Origin of the sequence: Streptomyces sp. NBC_01460 (assembly GCF_036227405.1) — a bacterium.
Lineage (GTDB): Bacteria > Actinomycetota > Actinomycetes > Streptomycetales > Streptomycetaceae > Streptomyces.
Map to the genome: position 1 here is coordinate 4,125,220 of NZ_CP109473.1, position 23,209 is coordinate 4,148,428.

The 23,209-nt window shown below is 70.9% G+C and carries 18 protein-coding genes and 1 pseudogene; 8 read left to right on the forward strand and 11 right to left on the reverse strand.

Going from position 1 to position 23,209, the window contains the following annotated elements; all coding sequences use genetic code 11:
- Positions 1-272: 272 nt before the first annotated feature.
- Positions 273-1,976 (forward strand): VWA domain-containing protein, encoded by a 1,704-nt coding sequence (locus tag OG488_RS18350; protein WP_329230603.1) that lies wholly within the window; start codon positions 273-275, stop codon positions 1,974-1,976.
- On the opposite strand, the pseudogene OG488_RS18355 reads toward OG488_RS18350, so the two are convergent.
- Positions 1,910-2,101 (reverse strand): annotated as a pseudogene (locus OG488_RS18355) (ATP-binding protein); the annotation flags it as partial. The gene OG488_RS18350 and the pseudogene OG488_RS18355 sit on opposite strands and share 67 nt — an antisense overlap.
- 125 nt (positions 2,102-2,226) lie before the next feature.
- On the opposite strand from OG488_RS18355, the gene metG reads away from it, so the two are divergent.
- Positions 2,227-3,831, forward strand: a complete 1,605-nt coding sequence (gene metG, locus OG488_RS18360; RefSeq protein WP_329230605.1) for a methionine--tRNA ligase — start codon at positions 2,227-2,229, stop codon at positions 3,829-3,831.
- 90 nt (positions 3,832-3,921) lie between these two features.
- Here the strand turns inward: metG and OG488_RS18365 are convergent, their stop codons facing one another.
- The 3 genes from OG488_RS18365 to aspS form a co-directional block, all read right to left on the reverse strand.
- On the reverse strand, positions 3,922-4,683 hold the full coding sequence (locus OG488_RS18365) for a hypothetical protein (protein ID WP_329230607.1): 762 nt from the start codon (positions 4,681-4,683) through the stop codon (positions 3,922-3,924).
- Between the two features lie 210 nt (positions 4,684-4,893).
- Positions 4,894-5,817, reverse strand: a complete 924-nt coding sequence (locus tag OG488_RS18370; RefSeq protein WP_329230608.1) for an intradiol ring-cleavage dioxygenase — start codon at positions 5,815-5,817, stop codon at positions 4,894-4,896.
- 144 nt (positions 5,818-5,961) lie between these two features.
- Positions 5,962-7,779, reverse strand: a complete 1,818-nt coding sequence (gene aspS / locus OG488_RS18375) for an aspartate--tRNA ligase (protein ID WP_329230610.1) — start codon at positions 7,777-7,779, stop codon at positions 5,962-5,964.
- Positions 7,780-7,964: 185 nt separating this feature from the next.
- Here aspS and OG488_RS18380 point away from each other — a divergent pair, with 185 nt between their 5' ends.
- A complete protein-coding gene (locus OG488_RS18380) occupies positions 7,965-10,088 on the forward strand; it encodes an ATP-binding SpoIIE family protein phosphatase (protein WP_329230611.1) in 2,124 nt (707 codons plus the stop codon).
- On the opposite strand, the gene OG488_RS18385 is transcribed toward OG488_RS18380, so the two are convergent.
- The 3 genes from OG488_RS18385 to OG488_RS18395 all read right to left on the reverse strand — a co-directional run bounded on the left by OG488_RS18385 (position 10,083) and on the right by OG488_RS18395 (position 12,798).
- Positions 10,083-11,159 carry an AI-2E family transporter gene (locus OG488_RS18385; protein WP_329230613.1) on the reverse strand — a complete coding sequence of 359 codons (1,077 nt, stop codon included), beginning with the start codon at positions 11,157-11,159 and terminating at the stop codon, positions 10,083-10,085. The genes OG488_RS18380 and OG488_RS18385 overlap by 6 nt on opposite strands.
- A gap of 89 nt (positions 11,160-11,248) precedes the next feature.
- Positions 11,249-12,205 carry a pirin family protein gene (locus OG488_RS18390; protein ID WP_329230614.1) on the reverse strand — a complete coding sequence of 319 codons (957 nt, stop codon included), beginning with the start codon at positions 12,203-12,205 and terminating at the stop codon, positions 11,249-11,251.
- 152 nt (positions 12,206-12,357) lie between these two features.
- Positions 12,358-12,798, reverse strand: coding sequence for an SseB family protein (locus OG488_RS18395; protein ID WP_103760589.1), 441 nt, complete (start codon positions 12,796-12,798; stop codon positions 12,358-12,360).
- A gap of 171 nt (positions 12,799-12,969) precedes the next feature.
- On the opposite strand from OG488_RS18395, the gene OG488_RS18400 reads away from it, so the two are divergent.
- From OG488_RS18400 to OG488_RS18410, 3 genes are all read left to right on the forward strand, one after another.
- Positions 12,970-14,796: an acyl-CoA dehydrogenase gene (locus tag OG488_RS18400; RefSeq protein ID WP_329230616.1), complete on the forward strand. Its 1,827-nt coding sequence runs from the start codon at positions 12,970-12,972 to the stop codon at positions 14,794-14,796.
- 141 nt (positions 14,797-14,937) lie between these two features.
- Positions 14,938-16,236, forward strand: coding sequence for a M18 family aminopeptidase (locus OG488_RS18405; RefSeq protein WP_329230618.1), 1,299 nt, complete (start codon positions 14,938-14,940; stop codon positions 16,234-16,236).
- Positions 16,237-16,339: 103 nt separating this feature from the next.
- Complete coding sequence (locus tag OG488_RS18410) at positions 16,340-16,561, forward strand: DUF6458 family protein (protein WP_031090542.1); 222 nt, start codon at positions 16,340-16,342, stop codon at positions 16,559-16,561.
- A gap of 160 nt (positions 16,562-16,721) precedes the next feature.
- Here OG488_RS18410 and OG488_RS18415 read toward each other — a convergent pair whose 3' ends face one another.
- Positions 16,722-18,533, reverse strand: coding sequence for an NHL domain-containing thioredoxin family protein (locus OG488_RS18415; RefSeq protein ID WP_329230620.1), 1,812 nt, complete (start codon positions 18,531-18,533; stop codon positions 16,722-16,724).
- A 64-nt stretch (positions 18,534-18,597) separates the two neighbouring features.
- Here OG488_RS18415 and OG488_RS18420 point away from each other — a divergent pair, with 64 nt between their 5' ends.
- A complete protein-coding gene (locus tag OG488_RS18420) occupies positions 18,598-19,092 on the forward strand; it encodes an LURP-one-related/scramblase family protein (RefSeq protein WP_329230622.1) in 495 nt (164 codons plus the stop codon).
- A 115-nt stretch (positions 19,093-19,207) separates the two neighbouring features.
- Here OG488_RS18420 and OG488_RS18425 read toward each other — a convergent pair whose 3' ends face one another.
- Positions 19,208-20,005 (reverse strand): carbon-nitrogen family hydrolase, encoded by a 798-nt coding sequence (locus tag OG488_RS18425; protein WP_329230623.1) that lies wholly within the window; start codon positions 20,003-20,005, stop codon positions 19,208-19,210.
- Positions 20,006-20,203: 198 nt separating this feature from the next.
- Between OG488_RS18425 and OG488_RS18430 the strand changes: the two genes are divergently transcribed.
- Positions 20,204-21,028, forward strand: a complete 825-nt coding sequence (locus OG488_RS18430; protein WP_329230625.1) for a maleylpyruvate isomerase family mycothiol-dependent enzyme — start codon at positions 20,204-20,206, stop codon at positions 21,026-21,028.
- 52 nt (positions 21,029-21,080) lie between these two features.
- Here OG488_RS18430 and OG488_RS18435 read toward each other — a convergent pair whose 3' ends face one another.
- Complete coding sequence (locus OG488_RS18435; RefSeq protein WP_329230627.1) at positions 21,081-22,388, reverse strand: MFS transporter; 1,308 nt, start codon at positions 22,386-22,388, stop codon at positions 21,081-21,083.
- The gene (locus OG488_RS18440) at positions 22,385-23,068 is read right to left on the reverse strand and encodes a GntR family transcriptional regulator (RefSeq protein ID WP_329230632.1); all 684 of its coding nucleotides are present in this window, start codon (positions 23,066-23,068) and stop codon (positions 22,385-22,387) included. The genes OG488_RS18435 and OG488_RS18440 overlap by 4 nt, the downstream gene beginning before the upstream one ends.
- Positions 23,069-23,209 lie beyond the last annotated feature (141 nt).

The window sequence follows — 23,209 nt, forward strand, 5'->3', positions numbered from 1 at the left end:
TCCCTCCGTCTGTGTGTCACGCGTGACGGTAGGTGCGCATCCACGCCATACGTGGGACTGCCGGTGAACGGAGGGTGAAGTCCGGGACACCCCTGCCCTCCCGGCCTTCCAGGGCTCGGTTACGACTCGGTTGGAGCTCGGTTGACGCAGGGGCGGGCCGCGCAGCCGAACGGCCGGATCCGGCCGCTAACCTTACGTATCCGCCCTGGCCAGGGATCAATTCCCGCAGTACGGACATTTATCGCACCCAACTCATGCGAAAGGCCTCGCCCATGGGCATTCGGAGCTTGCTGCGCAAGGTGTTCGGCCGGACGGAGCAGGACGAGCCGACCACGGCCACCGTCCCGCCCCAGGCCGAGCGCACCCAGCCCACGGAGCCGGAGCAGGAGACCGCCACGTCGGCGGCCGAGCCCGCGCCGGTCCCGGTACCGGCCCCGGCCTCCTCCTCGGACCGGTCCGCCGGTGCCGAGCACGACAGCGGACAGGCGTCGGACCTGGTGGCGGCGGCCTTCGACAAGGCGGCCGCGACGTCGGCGACCCCGCCGGTCTCCGCGCCCGCGCCGCGGGTACCGGCCCAGGGGTCGGCCCCGGAGGCGAAGGCGGCCGCGGTCAGCCCGGACGCCGTACCGGACGCTCCCGCGGAGACCGCCGCCGAGGCGGAGCCGGTCGTCGCGACACCGATCACCATCGACATGGACCCGGAGCCGGAGCCGGAGGCCGTGGCGACGCCCGTGGTCGTATCTGCCGAGACGCCCCTCGCCGCACCTGCGGTGGAGCCGGAGGCCGTGGTCGAGGCCACTCCTGAGGCCCAGGTCGCCGCCGAACCGGCCGGACCCGCCGCAGCCGACGTGGCGTCACCCGCCGCCGAGGAGCCTTCCACCGCCGAGGCGAAGGCCGAGGCGCCCGCCCGGCCGACCGCCGCGGACGAGTCCGACGAGGCGCCTCACGCCGCGCCGGTCGCCGAGGCAACGGCCCAGCCCGTCACCGAGGCCGTCGTCGAGCCCGAGGCCGTCGTCGAGCCCGCACCCGTCGTCGAGCCCGCGCCCGAGACCGTCACCGAGCCCGCGCCCGTCGCCGCGCCCGAGGCCGTCGTCGAGCCGGCGCCGGTCGCGGCGCCCGAGGCCGCCGTCGAGCCCGCACCCGTCGCGGCACCCGCGCCGGTCGTCGAGCCCGCGCCGGTGGTCGCCACACCTGAGCCGGTAGCCGCACCCGAGCCGGTCGCCCCCGTGACGGAGCCCGTCGCCGCACCCGAGCCCGTCGCCGCCGCCGCGCCCGTGGCCAAGGCCGTGCCCGCCGTCACCCTCGCCCGGGTCAAGGCCGCGGCACCCGGGCTCGTCGCCCCGTACAAGGCCGCACAGGCCGCGCTCAAGGCCCACGGCCTGACCGGACTGCGCGCCACCGTGTACCTGGTGCTCGACCGGTCCGGCTCCATGCGGCCGTTCTACAAGGACGGCAGCGCCCAGCACCTGGGGGACCGCACCCTGGCGCTCGCCGCGCAGCTGGACCCGAGCGCCACCGTGCCCGTCGTCTTCTTCTCGACCGACATCGACGGCACCGGCGCGATCGACCTCACGTCCCACGAGGGCCGGATCGACGAGCTGCACGCGGGACTCGGCCGCCTGGGCCGCACCAACTACCACCGGGCCGTCGAGGAGATCGTCACCCACTACGAGAAGTCCGGGGCCACCGGACCCGCTCTGGTGATCTTCCAGACGGACGGCGCCCCGGACGCCAAGGTCGCGGCCAAGCAGGCCCTGTCGGACGCGGCCCGTCTGCCGCTGTTCTTCCAGTTCGTCGCCTTCGGCGACGAGGACGCGAAGGGCTTCGACTTCCTGCGCAGGCTGGGCGCCGGCAACGCCGGGTTCTTCCACGCGGGCCCCGCCCCGCGCGAGGTGCCCGACGCGGCCTTCTACCGGGAGGTGCTCGCCGGGCTGCCCGCGTGGGCCGCAGCCCGCGGAGTCGTCACGGAGGACTGATCCACCGGAAGCCGTACGGTCACGGCGAGCCCGCCCTCCGGGCCGGGTACCGCCGTGACCGTACCGCTGTGGGCGACGGCGATGGAACGGACGACCGACAGTCCGAGCCCCGAGCCCTGCCCCGTCCCGCCCCTCACCGCGCCGCTGTACACGGCGTCGACGGCGACACCGGCCCGCCGCAGCCCGGTCGCCACCGGCTCCGCCCTTATCGATGTGAGTGGATCTCCCACGGACCGTTAGGATTTCGACCATGGCGGCCACTGGATCCGAGAAGCAGGGGGCGAAGGCGTACTACGTCTCGACCCCCATCTACTACGTCAACGACGCTCCTCACCTGGGCCACGCCTACACGACCGTCGCAGGCGACGTGCTCACCCGCTGGCACCGCCAGCGCGGCGAGAAGGTGTGGTACCTCACCGGCACGGACGAGCACGGTCAGAAGATCATGCGCACGGCCGAGGCGAACGACGTCACGCCCCAGGCCTGGTGCGACAAGCTCGTCGAAGAGGCGTGGAAGCCCCTCTGGGAGCACCTGAACATCGCGAACGACGACTTCATCCGTACGACGGAGAAGCGGCACACGGACCGTGTGCAGGAGTTCGTGCAGGACCTGTACGACAAGGATCAGATCTACAAGGGCGGGTACGAAGGCCCGTACTGCGTGGGCTGCGAGGAGTACAAGCTCCCCGGTGACCTGATCGAGGCCGAGGACGGCACGAAGCTGTGCCCGATCCACAAGAAGCCGGTGGAGCTCCTCAAGGAGGAGAACTACTTCTTCAAGCTGAGCGAGTACGGCCCGAAGCTCATGGAGTTCTACGCGGCCAACCCGGGCTTCATCCAGCCCGAGTCCGCCCGCAACGAGATCGTGAACTTCGTCAAGCAGGGCCTGCAGGACCTGTCGATCTCCCGCTCGACCTTCGACTGGGGCGTCCCGGTCCCGTGGGACCCGAAGCACGTCATCTACGTGTGGATCGACGCGCTGCTCAACTACGCGACGGCCGTCGGCTACGGCGCCAACCAGGAGAAGTTCGACGCCACCTTCCCGGCGGACGTGCACCTGATCGGCAAGGACATCCTGCGCTTCCACTCGGTCATCTGGCCGGCCATGCTGATGGCGCAGGGCCTGCCCCTGCCCGGCAAGGTCGTCGCCAACGGCTGGCTGATGGTCGGCGGCGAGAAGATGTCGAAGTCGAACCTGACCGGCATCAAGCCCCAGGACCTGACCTCGCACTTCGGCGTGGACGCGTACCGCTGGTACTTCCTGCGGGCCATCGCGTACGGCAGCGACGGCTCGTTCTCCTGGGAGGACTTCAGCGCCCGCTACACCTCCGAGCTCGCCAACGACTACGGCAACCTCGCCTCGCGCGTCGCCGCCATGGTCGGCAAGTACTTCGGCGGTGCGCTCCCGGAGGCCACGGCCCCCGGTGACGCCGAGCGCGCGGTCCAGGAGGGCCTGGCACAGGCCGTCGCCACCGCCGATCTGAAGATCGGCGAGGAGCTCGACTTCCAGGCCGGCATCCTGGCCGTCTTCGACTTCGTGAAGCAGGTCAACGGCTACATCACGGAGCAGGAGCCCTGGAAGGTCGCCAAGGACACGTCGCCGGAGGGCCAGGCCCGCCTCGCGACGATCCTGTACACGGCGGCCGAGTCGCTGCGTGGTGTCGCGGTCCTGCTCAACGCGGTGATGCCGGACACCTCGCAGAAGCTGTGGGAGTCCCTCGGCGCCGAGGCGTCCCTGGGCGCCCTGGCCGACCAGCAGGTGCAGGACGCGGGCCGCTGGGGGCAGCTGCCCGTCGGCGCGACGGTGACGAAGGGCGCGGTGCTGTTCCCGCGCCTGGAGGAGAAGCCCGCGTAACACCCGCGGACCGTACGCGCGCGAAGGAGCCCGGCCCCCGTTACATCGGGGGCCGGGCTCCTTCGTACGGCGCGGGTCCGCCCTCCGGATTCAGCGGGCCAGCGACGCCGCGTCCCCCATCACGATCACGGGGTTCTTGGCGGGGTCCAGGGTGAGCAGGAGCTCCCGCATCCGGCCCTCCGTCAGCGAGACGCAGCCCTGTGTGGGCCCGCCGTGGTCGACGTGGATCCAGATGCCGCCGCCCCTCTCCCCGCCGAGCGGCCGGGTGCGGTCCAGCGGGCTGGTGCCCGCGACGCGGTTGTAGTTGATGGCGACGACGTAGTCGAAGGAGCCTTCGAGGGGCTCCCCCAGGAAGCCCTCGCCGCTCACCGCGAAGCGGGACTGCTCGTCGTACGGGAGCAGCGCGCCCGGGTCGGGCAGCCGGCCGCCCGCGTCGGTGAGCCCGAAGACCCCGACCGGGGACCGGAGGTCGTCGGCGAGATGGTGGTCCGTCCAGCCCTCCATCCCGTTGTGGGCGGGCCAGGGTCCGGCCCCGGGTCTCCAGCCGCGCGCGGGATCGTCGCGGCTGTAGAGCGCGACCGCCGAGCGGTTGGAGTCGGGCCCCTGCCCGGTCACCACGACGGCCTGCCGTGCGGTGGGCGGGATCTGTGCCAGGGTCTCCGGGCCGAGTGCCGGGATCTCCGCGGGAGCGACGAAGGGCTCCACCACGCGGGGCGGCGCCGACGAGGCCCCGGGGCCGGCCGCACCCCCGGGCGCCGAGGGGTCGGAGGTCTGCACCGCCCCGGCGGAACAGCCGATGACCAGCAGGAACAGGGTGACGAGAAGGACATACGGGCGACGCGGCACGGACACGGTGCGGAACTCCTCGATGGCGGGCGGGCGAGCACTTCCGGTGCCGGTCCTTGCCGGGCCGGTCGGCGCCGAACCCGAACCGGGGCCATCCGGATGTACCCGGTCCGCGTACCCGCGTACGGCGAGTTCCGCACCTCTCACCCGTACGCAGGAAAAGGGTCCGGAGCCGTGACGGCTCCGGACCCCTCGCAAGGATCCCCGCGAAGGTTCCTAGAGGTCCGTGCCGTCGTGGGTCTCGTCGGGGTCGACGCCCATCGTGATCGAGCCGGTCACGCCCCGCGCCATCCTGCCCTTGCGGTACGAGAGCTTCAGCAGACCGCCGGTCACACCGCTCCGGTCGTAGATGGTGTCCTCGGTCAGGGTCGTGCGGGTGGTGGTGCTGCTCGCGTACGGCTCCTCCTTCGCGGAGTCGAGAACCGCGGACTCGGCGAAGAAGAACTGGCCCGTGTGGCAGGTGTGCCCGCCCTCGTACCCGGCGTCGGTCATCTTCCCGCCGACGTGCACCTTGGTGTGGATGTGCACGGCACGGCCCTGGTACCAGCCCGGGAAGACGGTCGTGAACTCCACGTAGCCGTGCTGGTCGGTGAGCTGTGTGCCCCGCAGATAGCGCTCGTCGTCGGTGGGTTCGCTGTGCCCGCCGCCACCGCCCGGGCCTCCGGAGGGGGGCGTCCCTGTGGGCGTTCCCGTCGGGGCGTCCGTGGGCATGTCCGTCGGGGCGCCGCTCGGCGGGGTGCCACCACCGGGGCCGCCCTGGCTCATGCTCTCGTAGCCGGAGTAGATCCCCAGTGCGTCGCAGTGCCAGATGTCGACGGCCGCCCTCTTCAGCGGTTTGCAGGTGTCGGAGTCGATCACCTTCAGGCGGAGGGTCAGCGGGATGCCCTCCTTGTCCTCGGTGATGTCCTTCCGGATCCTGTCGGCGTCGATGTAGTACGGACCCTCGGTGGTCTCCGAGGTGAGCCGGTAGCAGGCATCGCCCTGTCCGCCCTTCGCCGCGGCGCTCGTCTCCTCGTCGGCCGACGCGGTGGCGACGACGCCGGCCCCGACCCCTGCGGCGGCGAAGACCGCCCCACCGGCGAGGATCACCCGTCGCCGGGTCATGTCCTTCTTGTGCGCGGGTCCCTGATTGTCTGTCATGAACGGGGAGACTAGGCAGCCCGCCTGGCAGGAACATGGGTGGCGGCTGTGTGTACCTGTGCGGGTCCGGACGGAGAGACGGAACAGTCCCCGGCCGGGGGCCGGGGACTGTTTCACGTGGAACCGGAGCGGAACCGCCGACGCCTACTTCGCGCCGGTGTCCCTCGCCACGGAGTCCTTGGCCTCCGCCTTCTCCTTCGCCGGAGCGACGGGCTTGCGGAGCTGGATGTTCAGCTCCCGCAGGCGGGTCTCGTCCAGCTCGCTCGGGGCGCCCATCATCAGGTCCTGGGCGTTGCCGTTGAGCGGGAAGGCGATCGTCTCGCGGATGTTGGGCTCGTCGGCCAGCAGCATCACGATGCGGTCGACGCCCGGGGCGATGCCACCGTGCGGCGGGGCGCCGAGGCGGAACGCGCGCAGCATGCCCGCGAACTCCCTCTCGACGGTCTCCGCCTCGTAACCGGCGATCGCGAAGGCCTTCAGCATGACCTCGGGCTCGTGGTTACGGATGGCGCCGGAGGACAGCTCGATGCCGTTGCAGACGATGTCGTACTGCCACGCCAGGATGTCGAGCGGGTCCTTCTCCTCCAGGTCCTTCATGCCGCCCTGGGGCATGGAGAACGGGTTGTGCGAGAAGTCGATCTTGCCGGTCTCCTCGTCCTTCTCGTACATCGGGAAGTCGACGATCCAGCAGAAGCGGAAGACGCCCTCCTCGAAGTGACCGGCGCGCTTGGCGGCCTCGACGCGGACGACGGACATGATCTTGGAGACCTCGTCGAACTCGCCCGCGCCGAAGAAGACCGCGTGGCCGGGGACGAGGGACAGCCGCTCGGTGAGGCTCTTGATGTCGGCCTCGGTGAGGAACTTGGCGATCGGGCCCGCCAGCGTGCCGTCCTCGCCGACGCGGACCCAGGCGAGACCCTTGGCGCCGTGCTCGACCGCGTACGCGCCGAGGCCGTCGAAGAACTTGCGGGACTGGCCGGCGGTGTCCGGCACCGGCAGGGCACGGACGTGCTTGCCGGCGAACGCCTTGAACTCCGAGTCCGCGAAGATGTCGGAGATGTCGGCGAGCTCCAGCTGGGCCCGCAGGTCCGGCTTGTCGTTGCCGTACTTCAGCATCGACTCGCGGAACGGGATGCGCGGGAACGGCGAGGTCACGTGGCGGCCGTTGCCGTACTCCTCGAAGAGCTCGGTCATGAGCTTCTCGATCGGCTGGAACACGTCCTCCTGCTCGACGAACGACATCTCGACGTCGAGCTGGTAGAACTCGCCGGGCGAGCGGTCGGCGCGCGCGTCCTCGTCGCGGAAACAGGGCGCGATCTGGAAGTAGCGGTCGAAGCCGGAGATCATCAGCAGCTGCTTGAACTGCTGCGGCGCCTGCGGGAGGGCGTAGAACTTGCCCGGGTTCAGACGGGACGGGACCACGAAGTCACGGGCACCCTCGGGGGACGTCGCGGCGAGGATCGGGGTCGCCATCTCGTTGAAGCCGAGGGTCACCATCTTGGAGCGGATGGAGGCGATCACCGACGAGCGCAGCATGATGTTGCGGTGCATGCGCTCGCGGCGCAGGTCGAGGAAGCGGTACTCCAGGCGCCGCTCCTCGTTGACGCCGTCCTCGGCGTTGATCGTGAAGGGCAGCGGAGCGGCCTCGCCCAGCACCTCGACCTCGGTGACCTCGATCTCGATCTCACCGGTCGAGAGCTCGGGGTTGACGTTGTCGGCGCCGCGCGCGGAGACCTTGCCGTCGATCCGGACGACGGTCTCCTTGGTCAGCTTCGCCAGGGCGTCGTTGCCGGGGGTACCGGGGCGCGCGACGAGCTGCACCAGACCGTAGTGGTCGCGCAGATCGATGAAGAGGATGCCACCCAGGTCTCGGCGATTGTGCAGCCAGCCGCTCAGCCGGACGTCGGTGCCGACGTCAGAGGCGCGGAGCTCGCCGCAGGTGTGGGACCTGTACCGATGCATCGTCGTTCATCCAGTCTTCGCGGTCGGGGTGGATTGACACCCCAGGCTACCGCCCGTGGACCCGCCGCTTCATTGGCATTGTCGCCGCACGGCTGTCCGAGACGCGCCCGGCGGGGGGGTCCGGGGGCCGCCGGGCGGCCGCCCCTCGGTGGCGACCGCCAGGAACATCTTCCTAAAGTGGGGCAATGCGCACCGAGGAGATCCTGGCTGCGATCGGGACCGGTCTGTGGAGCTGGGACAGCTCCTCGGGCACGGTCACGCTCGACGCCGAGGCGGCACGCCTGGTGGGACTGCCCGCCGAGGCCACGGTCCGCCCCGGCGAGGAGGTGCGCCCCCGCTTCCACCAGGCGGACTGGAACGAGATCGACGGCATCGTGAACTTCGCGATCACCGAGGGCACGGTCGCCGAGGCCAGGATTCGGATCGTGGACGAGCAGGGGACGGTCGTGCGTACGGTGCGCACCCGGTCCAAGCCGGTCCCGCTGGACACCCCGGGCCGTCATACGTACGTGCTGATGGGCATCCTCCAGGAGGTCGCCCAGCCCTCGGAGGCCACGGCGGCGCACACCCCGCTGACGGGCGACTGGCGGCGGTCCCGCGAGGCGTTCCTGCTGGACGCGGGGCGTGCCCTGGCCGAGGCCGGCTCCACCGAGGAGGTGCTGCGGGTCGCGGGGTCGCTCTCCATGCCGGGCTTCTCACCGGACGGACTCGCCGTCTTCGGGGTGTCGGGCGAGCACCTGACGGTCATCGGACACCACGGGCACAACGTCGGCGACGAGAAGCCCTTCACCGACATGCTCCTGGAGACCGACTACCCGGCCGCCGAGGTCGTCCGGACCGGCCAGGCGATCTACCTGGAGTCGCCCGAGGAGTACCGGCGGCGCTACCCGGCCACCTGGCCCCTCGCGGAGGAGTTCGGGCGCCAGTCCTGGGCCTTCCTGCCGCTGATCTCGTCCGGACACACGATGGGCGCCTGGATGGCCGGCTTCCGGCACAACGTGGCCTTCTCGCCGGACGAGCGCTCCGTGCTGTCGACCGTGGCCAGGATGCTGGCACAGGCGCTGACGCGCGCCGGGGTCGCCGAGACCGAGCGCGAGCTGTCGGTGGGCCTCCAGAAGGCCATGAGGCCCTCCCTCGGCCCCGGTGTGCCCGGCCTGGAGGTGGCGGCGCGCTACATCCCGACGGGAGGGGGGCTCCAGGTCGGCGGGGACTGGTACGACATGATCCCGCTCCCCAACGGCCGCATCGCCCTCGTCATCGGTGACGTCCAGGGCCACGACGTGCGGGCGGCGGGCCTGATGGGCCAGCTGCGGATCGCGCTGCGCGCGTACGCCGCCGAGGGCCACCGCCCCGACGCCGTGCTCTCGCGCGCCTCACGCTTCCTGTCCGGGCTGACCGAGACGTACGACCTCGCCGACGGCGAGGACCGGTCCGACGCCACACGCTTCGCGACCTGTCTGTACGCGGAGGCCGACCCCGAGAACGGCACCCTCGACATCGCCCGTGCGGGCCATCCCGACCCGGTGGTGATCAGCGTCGACGGCACCGCGGTGATCCGGCAGACCGCGGGAGGGCTGCCCCTGGGGGTCGACAAGGACGCCGACTACCCGACGACCCGTGTCGTCCTGGGGTCCGGCGAGACGATCATGCTGTGCACGGACGGCCTCATCGAGACCGGCGGACACGACATGGCCACCGGGTGGACCAGGCTCAGGCCGGTCCTGGAGAAGCCCGTCGAGGATCTGGACGAGCTGGCGGACGCCCTCGTGCAGGCGGTGCACGGTCCGGGCTCGCACTACACGACCGGACCGCTGGTGGACCGCCGCGAGGACGACATCGCGGTCCTGGTGCTGCGCCGCGAGGGGGCGCGGACGCGCAGGGCCCCGGGGCGGCGTTCGGCGATGACCATCGCCCAGGCGGAGCCCGAACGGGTCGGGGTGGCCCGGCAGCAGCTGCGGGAACTGCTGCACGACTGGGCCGACGCGGAACAGGTCGACTCGGCGGAGCTGATGGTCTCCGAGATGTCCACCAACGTGCTCGTCCACACCGACGGGGACGCGCTGCTCGTGGCGGAGGTGACGGGCGAGCGGGGCGAGCGGCGGCTCCGGGTCGAGGTGGCCGACGCCAGCGACGAGCTGCCGCACAAGCGGAGGCCGGGCGAGATGGCGTCCAGCGGCCGGGGCCTGGTGCTGATGGAGATGCTCGCCGACGCGTGGGGGGTGGAACCCCGGGGGGAGGGCAAGTCGATCTGGTTCGAGCTGTACGAGTCGGAGGAACCGGTGGAGCTGGGCGGCACCGCCCGCTCATGAACCCTCGGTGACCGCGCCTCCCCCGTCCTCGGCCCCGTACTCCTTGCGCAGCTCGCCGATCACCCCGAACGCCGCGGCGCACACCGGTACCGCCAGCAGCATGCCCAGCAGGCCCGCCACGCTCGCACCGGCGGTCAGCGAGATCATGATCATGGCGGGGTGCATCTGGACCGTACGGCTCTGGATGGCGGGCTGCAGCACGTGGCCCTCCAGCACCTGGACGGCCACGACCACGCCCAGCGCCCAGAGCGCGATCACGATCCCCCGGTCGGCGAGCGCCACCAGCACCGCCACCGCTCCGGAGATGAAGGCCCCGAGGTACGGGATGTAGGCGCCGACGAAGACCAGCGCCCCCAGGCCCGCCGCCCCCGGCACCCGGAGGATCAGCAGGCCCACGGTGATGCACAGCGCGTCGATCAGGGCGATGAAGGTGGTGCCGCGCATGAACCCCTCGACGGCCTCGAAGGCCCTGCGCCCCATGGCCTCCACGAGGTCGCCCGTGCCGCGCGGCGCGAGGCTGTGGGCCAGGTCCACGGCACGGTCGGAGTCACGCAGGAAGAAGAAGGTCAGCAGCAGCGCCAGAACGCCGGTGGTGACGAGTGACCCGATGACGCTGATCCCGGTGAGCAGTCCGCCGGCGGCGCTCGCCCCGAACTTCTCGACGAGGTTCTTGGCGTTGTCCGCCAGATCGTCGACATCGGCGACGCCCTCGATCTCGAAGTGGTCGATGACCCACTGCGCGGCGTCCTTCAACGAGTCCACGATCTGGCCGCCGGTGTCGACGAGCACGGTGACGACGATGTAGCCGGCGCCGCCGCCCACCGCGACCAGCGCGGCGCAGGTGAGCCCTGCGGCCACCGACCTGTTCACCTTGTGGGCGGCCAGCCAGCGGTGGACGGGACCGAGCAGTGCCGTACCGAGCAGCGCCAGCAGGACCGGGGTGACCGCGGTCTTGAGCACCACGCACAGCCAGACGGCCACACCCGCGACACCGGCGACGAGGAGCAGGACGCCGCACCAGGCGGCCGTCCGCCGCGCGACGTCGGGCAGGAGGGGCTTGCGGGTAGGCACCCTCCCACCCGATCACGGGCCCGGAGCGGTGTCCCTTCCTCAGGGGCGTACGGGTGACGGATCGTCACCCGTACGCCCGGCGGGGCCCGTCACATGCCGTGGACGGCCGGGACCTTGCCGAGGCGGCCGGCCTGGAAGTCCTCGAAGGCCTGCTTGAGCTCGTCCTGGGTGTTCATGACGAACGGCCCGTAGTGCGCCATCGGCTCACGGATCGGGCGCCCGCCGAGCAGCACGACCTCCAGGTCCGGCGTGTTGCCGTCCTGCGTCTCGTCGGCGCGGACGGTCAGCGAGGACCCCTTGCCGAAGACCGCGGTCTGGCCGGTGCGGACGGGCCGGCGCTCCGCGCCGACGCTCCCGCGGCCGGCGAGGACGTAGGCGAGGCCGTTGAACTCCTCGCGCCAGGGCAGCGTGACCTCGGCGCCCGGCCGGACCGTGGCGTGGACCATCGTGATCGGGGTGTGCGTGATGCCCGGACCCTCGTGACCGTCGAGGTCACCCGCGATGACGCGGAGCAGCGCGCCGCCGTCCGGGGAGGCGAGGAGCTGGACCTGGCCACCGCGGATGTCCTGGTAGCGCGGGGCCATCATCTTGTCGGACTTGGGCAGGTTCACCCAGAGCTGGAGGCCGTGGAAGAGGCCGCCGGACATGACGAGGGACTCCGGCGGCGTCTCGATGTGGAGGAGGCCGGAGCCGGCCGTCATCCACTGGGTGTCGCCGTTCTCGATGGAACCTCCGCCACCGTTGCTGTCCTGGTGGATGAAGCTGCCGTCGATGATGTAGGTGACGGTCTCGAAGCCGCGGTGCGGGTGCCAGGGAGTCCCCTTCGGCTCGCCCGCCGCGTACTCCACCTCACCCATCTGGTCCATCATGATGAACGGGTCGAGGTGCCGGTAGTTGATGCCGGCGAAGGCGCGCCGCACAGGGAAGCCCTCACCCTCGAAACCGCTCGGGGCGGTCGTGACGGTCAGCACGGGACGGGCCACGGCCTCGGCCTGGGCCGCGACCTTCGGCAGGGTCAGCGGGTTTTCGACGGTCACTGCGGGCATGGGAGCCACCTCCGGGAGTCTTCTGATCCCAATTTAGTTGAACGGTGAACATCCTGCAAGGCGGCATTCATTCCCGGCACCCCCGGACAGCACCGAGGGCCCGCACCGTGCCGGTGCGGGCCCTCGGGCTGCCGGTGTGCGGCGGGTGCCGCTCAGCCGTACATACGGCGCATCGCGAAGTCGACCATCTGCTCCACCGCCTTGGCGTCGAAGACCATGCGGTGGTCGCCCTCCATGTCCAGGACGAAGCCGTAGCCGGTCGGCAGCAGGTCGATCACCTCGGCGCCGGTGATCACGAAGTACTTGGACTCCTTGCCCGCGTAGCTCCGCAGCTCCTTGAGCGTGGTGAACATGGGGATCACCGGCTGCTGGGTGTTGTGGAGGGCGAGGAAGCCGGGGTTGTCGCCGCGCGGGCAGTAGACCTTCGCCGTGGCGAAGATCTGCTGGAAGTCCTCCGCGGAGAGCGAACCGGTCGTGAAGGCCCGTACCGCGTCGGCCAGGGACGGCGGCGAGGGCTCGGGGTACAACGGCTGCTCGCCGTAGCCGCCGCCCATCTGCTGCTGCGCGCCCTGGTTCTGGTCGTAGCCATACATGCCGCAAAGAGTAATCGGACACATCTGTGCCTTGAGGGGTTGCGTCTTATTACTGACGGGTAGCATCATCGTAGGGGTCAGGTGATATACCCACGCCCGGCCGTCCGTCGCCCGATCCTCACTCCTCCACGGGGCGCTGCGCGCCACTGCTATTGATTACGGAGCCTTCCCATGGGGCACTACAAGTCGAATCTCCGCGACATCGAGTTCAACCTCTTCGAGGTCCTCGGGCGCGACAAGCTGTACGGCACCGGCCCGTTCGCGGAGATGGACGTCGACACCGCGAAGAGCATCCTGGACGAGGTCACCCGCCTCGCGGAGAACGAGCTGGCCGACTCGTACGCCGACGCCGACCGCAACCCGCCGGTCTTCGACCCCGAGACGAACACCGCGCCCGTCCCGGCCTCCTTCAAGAAGTCCTACCAGGCGTTCATGGACTCCGAGTACTGGCGCCTGGGCCTGCCCGAGGAGATCGGCGGCACGACCTCCCCGCGCTCCCTGATCTGGGGTTACGCGGAGCTCCTGCTCGGCTCCAACCCGGCCGTCTGGATGTACTCCTCCGGCCCGGCCTTCGCCGGCATCCTCTTCGACGAGGGCAACGAGGCGCAGAAGAAGGTCGCCGAGATCGCCGTCGAGAAGCAGTGGGGCTCGACGATGGTGCTGACCGAGCCGGACGCCGGTTCGGACGTGGGCGCCGGCCGCACCAAGGCGGTCGAGCAGGAGGACGGCTCCTGGCACATCGAGGGTGTGAAGCGCTTCATCACCTCGGGCGAGCACGACATGTCCGAGAACATCCTCCACTACGTGCTGGCGCGCCCCGAGGGCGCAGGCCCGGGCACCAAGGGCCTCTCCCTCTTCCTCGTCCCGAAGTTCCACTTCGACTGGACCACCGGCGAGCTCGGTGAGCGCAACGGCGTGTACGCGACGAACGTCGAGCACAAGATGGGCCTCAAGGCGTCGAACACCTGCGAGATGACCTTCGGCGACCAGCACCCCGCCAAGGGCTGGCTGATCGGTGACAAGCACGACGGCATCCGCCAGATGTTCCGCATCATCGAGTTCGCCCGCATGATGGTCGGCACGAAGGCCATCGCCGCCCTGTCGGCGGGCTACCTCAACGCGCTGGAGTACGCCAAGGAGCGCGTCCAGGGCACCGACCTGTCGCAGTTCATGGACAAGACGGCCCCCAAGGTCACCATCACGCACCACCCCGACGTGCGCCGCTCCCTCATGACGCAGAAGGCGTACGCCGAGGGCATGCGCTCCCTCGTCCTGTACACCGCCTCCGTCCAGGACGCGATCCAGGTGAAGGAAGCCGCGGGCGAGGACGCCAAGGCGCTCAACGGCCTGAACGACCTGCTCCTCCCGATCGTGAAGGGCTACGGATCCGAGAAGTCCTACGAGCAGCTCGCGCAGTCGCTCCAGACCTTCGGCGGCTCCGGATACCTCCAGGAGTACCCGGTCGAGCAGTACATCCGTGACGCCAAGATCGACACCCTGTACGAGGGCACGACGGCGATCCAGGGACAGGACTTCTTCTTCCGGAAGATCGTCCGCGACCAGGGCGCCTCGCTGAACACCCTCTCCGAGGAGATCAAGAAGTTCCTCGCGGGCGCCCAGGGCAACGAGGAGCTGGCCGGCGCGCTGGACCACCTCGCCAAGGCGGCGGTGGACCTGGAGGCGATCGTCGGCACGATGATCACCGACCTCACCGCAACCGGCGAGGACGTCAAGAACATCTACAAGGTGGGCCTCAACACCACCCGCCTCCTGATGGCCTCCGGTGACGTCGTCGTCGGCTACCTGCTCCTCAAGGGCGCGGTCGTGGCCTCCGAGAAGCTGCGCAACGCCTCCGCCAAGGACGCCGCCTTCTACCAGGGCAAGATCGCCGCGGCGAAGTTCTTCGCCGCGAACGTCCTGCCCGGCGTCGGCGCCGAGCGCGCGCTCGCCGAGACCGTCGACAACTCGCTGATGGAGCTGGACGAGGCCGCGTTCTAGTCCTCGCCGCCCCGCCCGACCGTCCACGGCGCCGCCACCCGGATCCTCCGGGTGGCGGCGCCGTCGCGTTCAGGACACCGGCCGCGGGCTGCCGGCGTACACCGTGAAGCGTCCCGGTCCGCCGTCGTTACAGTGAAGAACATGAGCTCTCCCCTCCGCTTCGACCGCGGGCACACCGACGATCTGATGGCGTTCCTGATGGCCGCCCCCTCCCCGTACCACGCCGTGGCCGCAGCGGCCGCGCGGCTGGAGAAGGCCGGATTCCGGCAGGTCGAGGAGACGGACGCCTGGGACGGCTCCACGGGCGGGAAGTACGTCCTGCGGGGCGGCGCGATCGTGGCCTGGTACGTGCCGGAGGGCGCCGGCGCCCACACCCCCTTCCGGATCGTCGGGGCCCACACGGACTCCCCCAACCTGCGGGTCAAGCCGCTGCCCGACACGGGCGCGTACGGCTGGCGCCAGGTCGCCGTCGAGATCTACGGCGGGACGCTCCTGAACACCTGGCTGGACCGGGACCTCGGCCTGGCCGGCCGCATCTCGCTGCGCGACGGCACGCACCGGCTGGTGAACGTCGACCGGCCGCTGCTGCGGGTTCCCCAGCTGGCCGTGCACCTGGACCGGTCCGCCAACCCCGACGGGCTCAAGCTCGACCGCCAGAAGCACATGCAGCCGATCTGGGGGCTCGGCGACGTCGAGGAGGGCGACCTCATCCGCTTCGTCGCCGAGGAGGCGGGCGTCGACGCCGCGGAGATCACCGGCTGGGACCTCATGCCGCACCCCGTCGAGGCGCCCGCCTACCTCGGCCGGGACCGCGAGCTGCTGGCCGGGCCGCGCATGGACAACCTGCTCTCCGTGCACGCCGCGACGGCGGCGCTGGCCGCCGTCGCCTCCCAGCCGGACGCGGAGCTCCCGTACATCCCCGTGCTGGCCGCCTTCGACCACGAGGAGAACGGCTCCCAGTCCGACACCGGCGCGGACGGCCCGCTGCTCGGCACCGTCCTGGAGCGCTCCGTCTTCGCCCGCGGCGGTTCGTACGAGGACCGCGCCCGGGCCTTCGCGGGGACCGTCTGCCTCTCCTCGGACACCGGCCACGCCGTCCACCCCAACTACGCCGAGCGGCACGACCCGACGCACCACCCGGTGGCCAACGGCGGGCCGATCCTCAAGGTCAACGTCAACATGCGCTACGCCACCGACGGCGGCGGCCGCGCGGTGTTCGCGGCGGCCTGTGAGAAGGCGGGCGTGCCCTGGCAGACGTTCGTCTCCAACAACTCGATGCCGTGCGGCACGACGATCGGCCCGATCACCGCGGCCCGGCACGGCATCAGCACCGTCGACATCGGTGTCGCGATCCTGTCGATGCACAGCGCACGCGAGCTGTGCGGCGCCGACGACCCGTACCTCCTGGCCAACGCGCTCGCGGCGTTCCTCGCCGGCTGACCCTCACGGTCCCAACCTCTCCCGCGGACATGGTTGTTGCCGGGCCGGGTACGCGATCCGTACACCGGCCCGGAGTCACCGGGCCGTCGAGGAGGCGGAAGTCATGGGACTCGGAGGATGCATTCTCCTGATCGGTGCCGGAGCGATTCTGGCGTTCGCCACCGACTGGGAGATGGATACCGTCAATGTCGACCTGGTCGGCTGGATCATGATGCTCGTCGGCCTCGTCGGGGTCTTCGTCTACGTGAGCATCGCGCGCCGCCGCCGCATGGTCGTGCCGCCGACCACCACGGTCGTCACGGAGGACGAGCGCCGCTACCAGTGACCTGACGGGCAGGCAGTCACCGCCGTCCGACCGGTGCGATCCCGGGCCGGCCATCGGCACACCGTCTCCCGTGGCAGCGAGGCGCCCCGGCGGATCATCCGCCGGGGCGCCTCTCGCGTGCTGAGCGGGGCAGGCCTCCGGCCCGCCCCGCTCAGCGTGGTCAGCCCTGCTCGTCCAACCCGGCCAGCACCAGGGGGAGCCTGGACGTGCCCGAGTCGGTGACGCTGACGGGCACGCCCCAGTCCTGCTGGTGGACGTGGCAGGCCGGGTACTCGTTCGCCGGGTCGTCGTCGCAGGACGCCGCCATCGCGGAAACGTGCAGGACGCCCTCGGTGAACCCGTCGGCGAGAACCAGGTCGCGGCTCAGGTCCGTACCCGGCCCGGAACCCTCGGCCAGGAGTTCCGGCGGGGTCGAGGAGACCAGCAGCCGGGTCGAGGGGCCGTAACGGGTGTCGAGCTTCTGCCCGGCCGGCGCCTGGAAGACCACGTCCAGCCGCAGCGTCCCGGCCGCGACCTCGGTGGCCGCCCGCCGGGTGCGGTGCGCCCGGCCCGCGACGCGCACGGCCTCCTCGGGGAGCCGCAGCCGGGTCAGCCGGTGCCGTGCGGACTCGACGACGACCAGGTCGCCGTCGACCAGCACCGCGTCGCTCGGCTCCCTCAGATCGGTGGCCAGAGTCGTGACCTCGCCGCTCTCCGGGTCGAAGCGCCGCAGGGCGTGGTTGTAGGTGTCGCTGACGGCGACGGAGCCGTCCGGGAGGGCGGTGACACCGAGCGGGTGCTGGAACAGCGCCTGCCCGGCCTGGCCGTCACGGTGGCCGAAGTCGAAGAGCCCGGTACCGACGGCGGTGTGCACGGCGCCCTCCAGGTCCACGTAGCGCAGCGAGGACGTCTCCGAGTCGGCGACCCAGAGGCGGTCGCCGGCCGCGGCCAGACCGGACGGCTGCGCGAACCACGCCTCGTCGCCGGGCCCGTCCACCAGCCCCTCGTTGGTCGTCCCCGCCGCGACACGCACCGTGCCCTGCTCGGGGTCGTACGTCCACAGCTGGTGCACCCCGGCCATCGCGATCCACAGCCGGTCGTCGAACCAGGCGATGTCCCACGGCGACGACAGGTCCACCTCCGTGGCCGGGCCGCTGGTGGCGGAGCCCTGCCACCACTGGCGGCCGGTGCCGGCGAGTGTCGTCGTGACGCCCGTCGCGGGGTCCAGCGCCCTGATCGCGTGGTTGACCGTGTCGGCGACGGCGATGCGGCCGTCGGGCAGGACGGCGAGGCCCTGCGGTTCGCTGAACCGCGCCTCGTCGGGGCCCCCGTCCGTGAATCCGCGCTCACCGGTGCCGAAGTGGCCCCGCACGGTCTCGCCGTCGGCGTCCAGCTCGACCAGACGGTGGCGGGTGGTGTCCGAGACCAGGAAGCCGCCGTCGGGCAGGACGAGCGCCTTGCCGGGGAAGCGCAGGTGCGTGGCGACCGGCTCCGGGGCGACGTACGGGCCGTCACCGCGGCGCAGGGTGCCCTTCGCGCCGTGCTCGGCCTCCAGCTCCTCGACCAGCTTCTCGATGGCGTGCGCGTGCCCCTCACCGGCGTGCTGGGCGACGACGTACCCCTCGGGGTCCACCACGACGAGCGTGGGCCAGGCGCGGACGGCGTACTGCTTCCAGGTGGCGAGCTCGGGATCGTCGAGGACGGGGTGGTGCACCTCGTACCGCTCGACGGCGTCGACCACGGCCTGGTGCTCCGCCTCGTGGACGAACTTCGGCGAGTGGACGCCGATGATCACCACGGTGTCCCGGTGCTTCTCCTCCAGCTCGCGCAGCTCGTCGAGCACATGCAGACAGTTCACACAGCAGAATGTCCAGAAGTCCAGGATGACAATGCGTCCCCGCAGGTCAGCGAGGGTGTACTGCCGGTCGCCTGTATTGAGCCAGCCGCCCTTGCCGATCAGTTCGGGGGCGCGGACACGTGCACGTGCTGTCATGACACCAGTCAACAGCACCATGGCCTGCGCGCATTCCGGCAGGGCGTCGGGGAACCTGTGATCCATGAGACTTCTCGTACGTGAGCGGCTGCTCGGCATCGGCGACGACTACTGGATCGAGGACGCGGACGGGCACAAGCTCTTCCTCGTCGACGGCAAGGCCATGCGGCTCCGCGACACCTTCGAGCTGAAGGACACGGACGGCCGGGTGCTGGTGGAGATCCGCCAGAAGCTGATCAGCCTGCGCGACACCATGCTCATCGAGCGGGGCGGCGAGAAGCTCGCCCAGGTCAAGCGGAAGCGGCTCTCGCTCCTGCGCAACCACTACCGGGTGACGCTGGTGGACGGCACCGAGCTGGACGTCAGCGGCAAGATCCTGGACCGGGAGTTCGCCGTCGACTACGACGGTGAACTGCTGGCACAGGTCTCCCGTCGGTGGCTGAGCGTCCGCGACACCTATGGCCTCGACATCGTGCGGGAGGACGCCGATGTGCCCCTGCTCGTGGCGGTGGCGGTGTGCGTGATCGCCCTTGCGGACAAGGAGCACGACGAGGACTGACGACCGGCCCGCCACGGCCCGGTTTCACGTGAAACCGGGCCGCCCGGAGACTGACGTACGGCACCGGGAGACGGCCACGCCGGGACGGGCGCAGGGAACAGGGCAGGCGTACGGCTCAGGGCAGGCGCCGTGGGGCGATGCCCAGGCGGCGGTCCTTGAGCGCCGGGAACTGCTCCCGGGTGGTGGTCGCCTTCGCGGGGTCGAACTCCACGGTGAGCACCTCCTCGCCCGCTCCGGCCTCGGCCAGCACCTCGCCCCAGGGGTCGACGACGATGCTGTGCCCCGCCTGCTGGACCCTCGCATGGGTGCCCGAGGACCCCACGGCCAGGACGTACGCCTGGTTCTCCACGGCCCGGGCCTGCGCCAGCAGCGTCCAGTGCGAGCGACGGCGCTCCGGCCAGCCGGCGGAGACGACCATGGTCTCGGCGCCCGCGTCGACGAGCCCCCGGAACTGCTCGGGGAAGCGCAGGTCGTAGCAGGTGGCGAGGCCGAGGGTGGTCTCCGGCAGGGCGACGGTGACGAGCTCCTCACCGGCGCCCATCATCACCGCCTCGCCCTTGTCGAAGCCGAACCGGTGGATCTTCCGGTACGAGGCGGCCCGCTCGCCCTCGGGAGAGAACACCAGCGAGGTGTTGTAGAGAGTGCCGTCCTCGGCGCGCTCGACGAAGGAGCCGGCGTGCAGCCAGACCCCGGCCTCGGCCGCGGCCTTCGCCATGATGTCGTGCGTGGGCCCCTGCAGGGGCTCGGCCTCGTCGGCGAAGGTGGTGTAGGCGAAGGCGCCCACCGTCCAGAGTTCGGGGAGGACGACGAGGTCCGCACCCCGCTGGGCCACGACCAGTGAAGCCGCGCGCTCTCTACGGGAATGGGCCGATTCATCCTGGTTTACAGCGATCTGGATGAGAGAGGCGTGCACACTACCACCGTCCTGGCATGGAAGCCGTCAACGCGGGCCTACGATCGTCACACGAAAGCACTGCCGGGGTGCCTGCTCGCAGCGTAACTTAGCGAGCGAACCTCCCACGCAGCCCGCCGACAGCACCGTCGGTGCCGGCCGTCCCGCCGGCACTCCTGCTCTCCAGCCCATGCACCGCAGAACCGCACGAGGGGTCCCGTGACCGTCCATCCCAGCCTCCAGACCTATGCCGATGCCTGGACCCACTCCGTCGAGTCGATAGCCGAGCTGGTCAAGCCACTTGCCGAGGGGGAGTGGAACCGCCGGACGCCCTGCCCGGGCTGGTCGATACGCGACATCGTCTCGCACGTCATCGGCATGGAGTGCGAGCAGCTCGGCGACCCCCGTCCGATCCACACGCTGCCGCGCGACCTCTACCACGTGCAGAACGACCACCAGCGCTACATGGAGATGCAGGTCGACGTACGGCGCCACCACACGGCGCCCGAGATGACCTCGGAGCTCGACTACACGCTCATCCGGCGCATGCGCCAGCTGCGCAACGAGTCGCGCGACCCCGAGACCATGGTGCGGGCGCCCCTCGGCGCCGAGCAGACGCTGGAACTGGCGCTGCGCATGCGCGCCTTCGACGTCTGGGTGCACGAGCAGGATCTGCGTACGACGCTGGGGCAGCCCGGCAACCTGGACTCCCCCGGCGCCCTGATCGTCCGGGACACCCTGCTGGTCGGCCTGGCGAAGGTCGTCGCCAAGGACGCGGGCGCGCCGCCCAACTCGGCCGTGGTCTTCGATGTGCACGGCCCCCTGGAATTCCTGCGCACGGTCAGGGTCGACGGCGAGGGCCGTGGCTCGGTCGACGGCGCTCCGTCACTGGGGCCCGCGGCGACCCTCGCCATGGACTGGGAGACGTACTACCGGCTGGCCTGCGGCAGGGTCCGGGCCCAGGCCGTGGAGGACCTGGTCAAGATCGAGGGCGACCAGGACCTGGGCGCCGAGATCCTGCGCCACTTCGCCGTGACCCCGTAGCGCGGCACCCGGCCGCCGGCGGACCCGGGCGGGCCCGCCGGCGGGGGCGCGTTCAGGCGGGCACGTGCACGGCTTCGACCCGGCTGACGACGTGGTGGTCGCGTTCGCGGTGCGTGGCGACGGCGTGCAGCCGCAGGATCTGCACGACGCCGAGCGCCTCCAGGACGAAGACCGAGGCGAACGCGACGCGGTAGTTGTCCCCGGTCGCGTCGAGCAGGACCCCGACCGCGAAGAGGGTCGTCATCGAGGCGACGAAGCCGCCCATGTTGACGATCCCGGAAGCGGTGCCCTGGCGCTCCGGGGGATTGGCGGGCCGGCCGAAGTCGAAGCCGATCATGGACGCCGGGCCGCAGGACCCCAGCACCACGCACAGGGTGATCAGCAGCCACATCGGCGCGTGGTCGCCGGGGTAGAAGATCGTGGTCGCCCAGAGCAGCGCGGTCATCGCGACCGTGCCGAGGGCCAGCGGGGCGCGGGCCGCGTGGTGGCGGGCGATGATCTGCCCGTAGACGAGCCCCACCACCATGTTGGAGAGCACCACCAGGGTGAGCAGCTCACCGGCGGTGCCCCGGCTCAGCCCCTGTGCCTCGACCAGGAACGGCATGCCCCACAGCAGCAGGAAGACCATGGCGGGGAACTGCGTGGTGAAGTGCACCCACATGCCCAGACGGGTGCCCGGCTCCCTCCAGGAGGCGGCGATCTGCTTCCGCACGTACGCCGCTCCGGCGTGCTCCGCGGGCGGCGGCTCGTGGCCCTCGGGGTGGTCCTTGAGGAAGAGGAGCAGCAGCACGAGCACCACCACACCGGCCAGCGAGCTGCCGACGAAGGTCGTGGTCCAGCCGAAGCCGTGCAGCGCGCGGGCGATGAAGAGCGTCGAGACGAGGTTGCCCGCCATCCCGAAGAGCGCGGCCACCTGCCCGATGAGCGGCCCGCGCCGGGCCGGGAACCACCTGGCGCCGAGCCGCAGCACGCTGATGAACGTCATGGCGTCGCCGCAGCCGAGGAGCGCGCGGGAGGCGAGCGCCATGCCGTACGAGGGGGAGAGCGCGAAGCCCAGCTGCCCCAGCGTGAAGAGCACGACCCCGAGGGTGAGGACCTTCTTGGTGCCGAGCCGGTCGACCATCAGGCCCACGGGTATCTGCATACCGGCGTAGACGAGCAACTGGAGGATGGAGAACGTCGACAGGGCGGAGGCGTTGACGTCGAACCGGTCGGCGGCGTCCAGCCCGGCGACCCCGAGGCTGGTGCGGAAGATGATGGCGACGAAGTAGACGGCGACGCCGATGCCCCAGATCCAGGCGGCACGCCGGCCGCCCGGCGGATCTCCGGGCAGCGACAGGGTGGGGGCGGCCGAGCTCATCGGTCATCCCCCCGGACCAGCACCTTGACCCGGCTGACATGACGGCGGACGACCTGTGCGGCCTCCTCGGCGTCACCGGCCCTGATGGCGTCCAGCAGCTCACCGTGCTCTGTGATGTTGGCGGCGATCCTGCCGGGATGCGCCTCCATCACGGCGACGCCCATCCGGAGCTGCCGGTCGCGGAGCTGGTCGTAGAGGCGCGAGAGGATCTCGTTGCCCGCGTTCTTCACGATCTCGGCGTGGAAGCAGCGGTCCTTGACGGACACGGCGGCCAGATCGCCCGCCTCGGCGAGCTCCCGCTGCTCCTCCAGGAGCTGTTCGAGCCGGGCGATCAGCTGTGCCGACGCGGGCACGGCCTTGCGCGCGGCGAACTCCTCGACGAGCAGCCGGGTCTCCACCACGTCGGAGATCTCCTGGGCGGAGACCGCGAGGACGAGGGCGCCCTTCTTCGGGTAGAGCTTGATGAGCCCTTCGACCTCCAGGCGGAGCAGCGCCTCCCGGACCGGCGTCCGGGACACTCCGACGGCCTCGGCGAGATCGCCCTCGGTGAGGAGCGTGCCGCCCTCGTAGCGACGGTCGAGGACGGCTTCCTTGATGTGCGTGTAGACGCGCTCGGCCGCGGGCGGGGGCTTGGATTCCCCCCTGCGGGTAGGAGGGGAGACGGACGGTGCAGCAGGCATGCGCACAGCATAGATACAAGATGCGTACGTTCGCAGCGCCGTCCGCGATCCGGGACACGGGCCGCGATCCGGCCGGCTGTTCCGAAATCACCTTTCAGGGGGTACATCCATCCGGCCATCTCGTGCGTCTCACCATCGAGC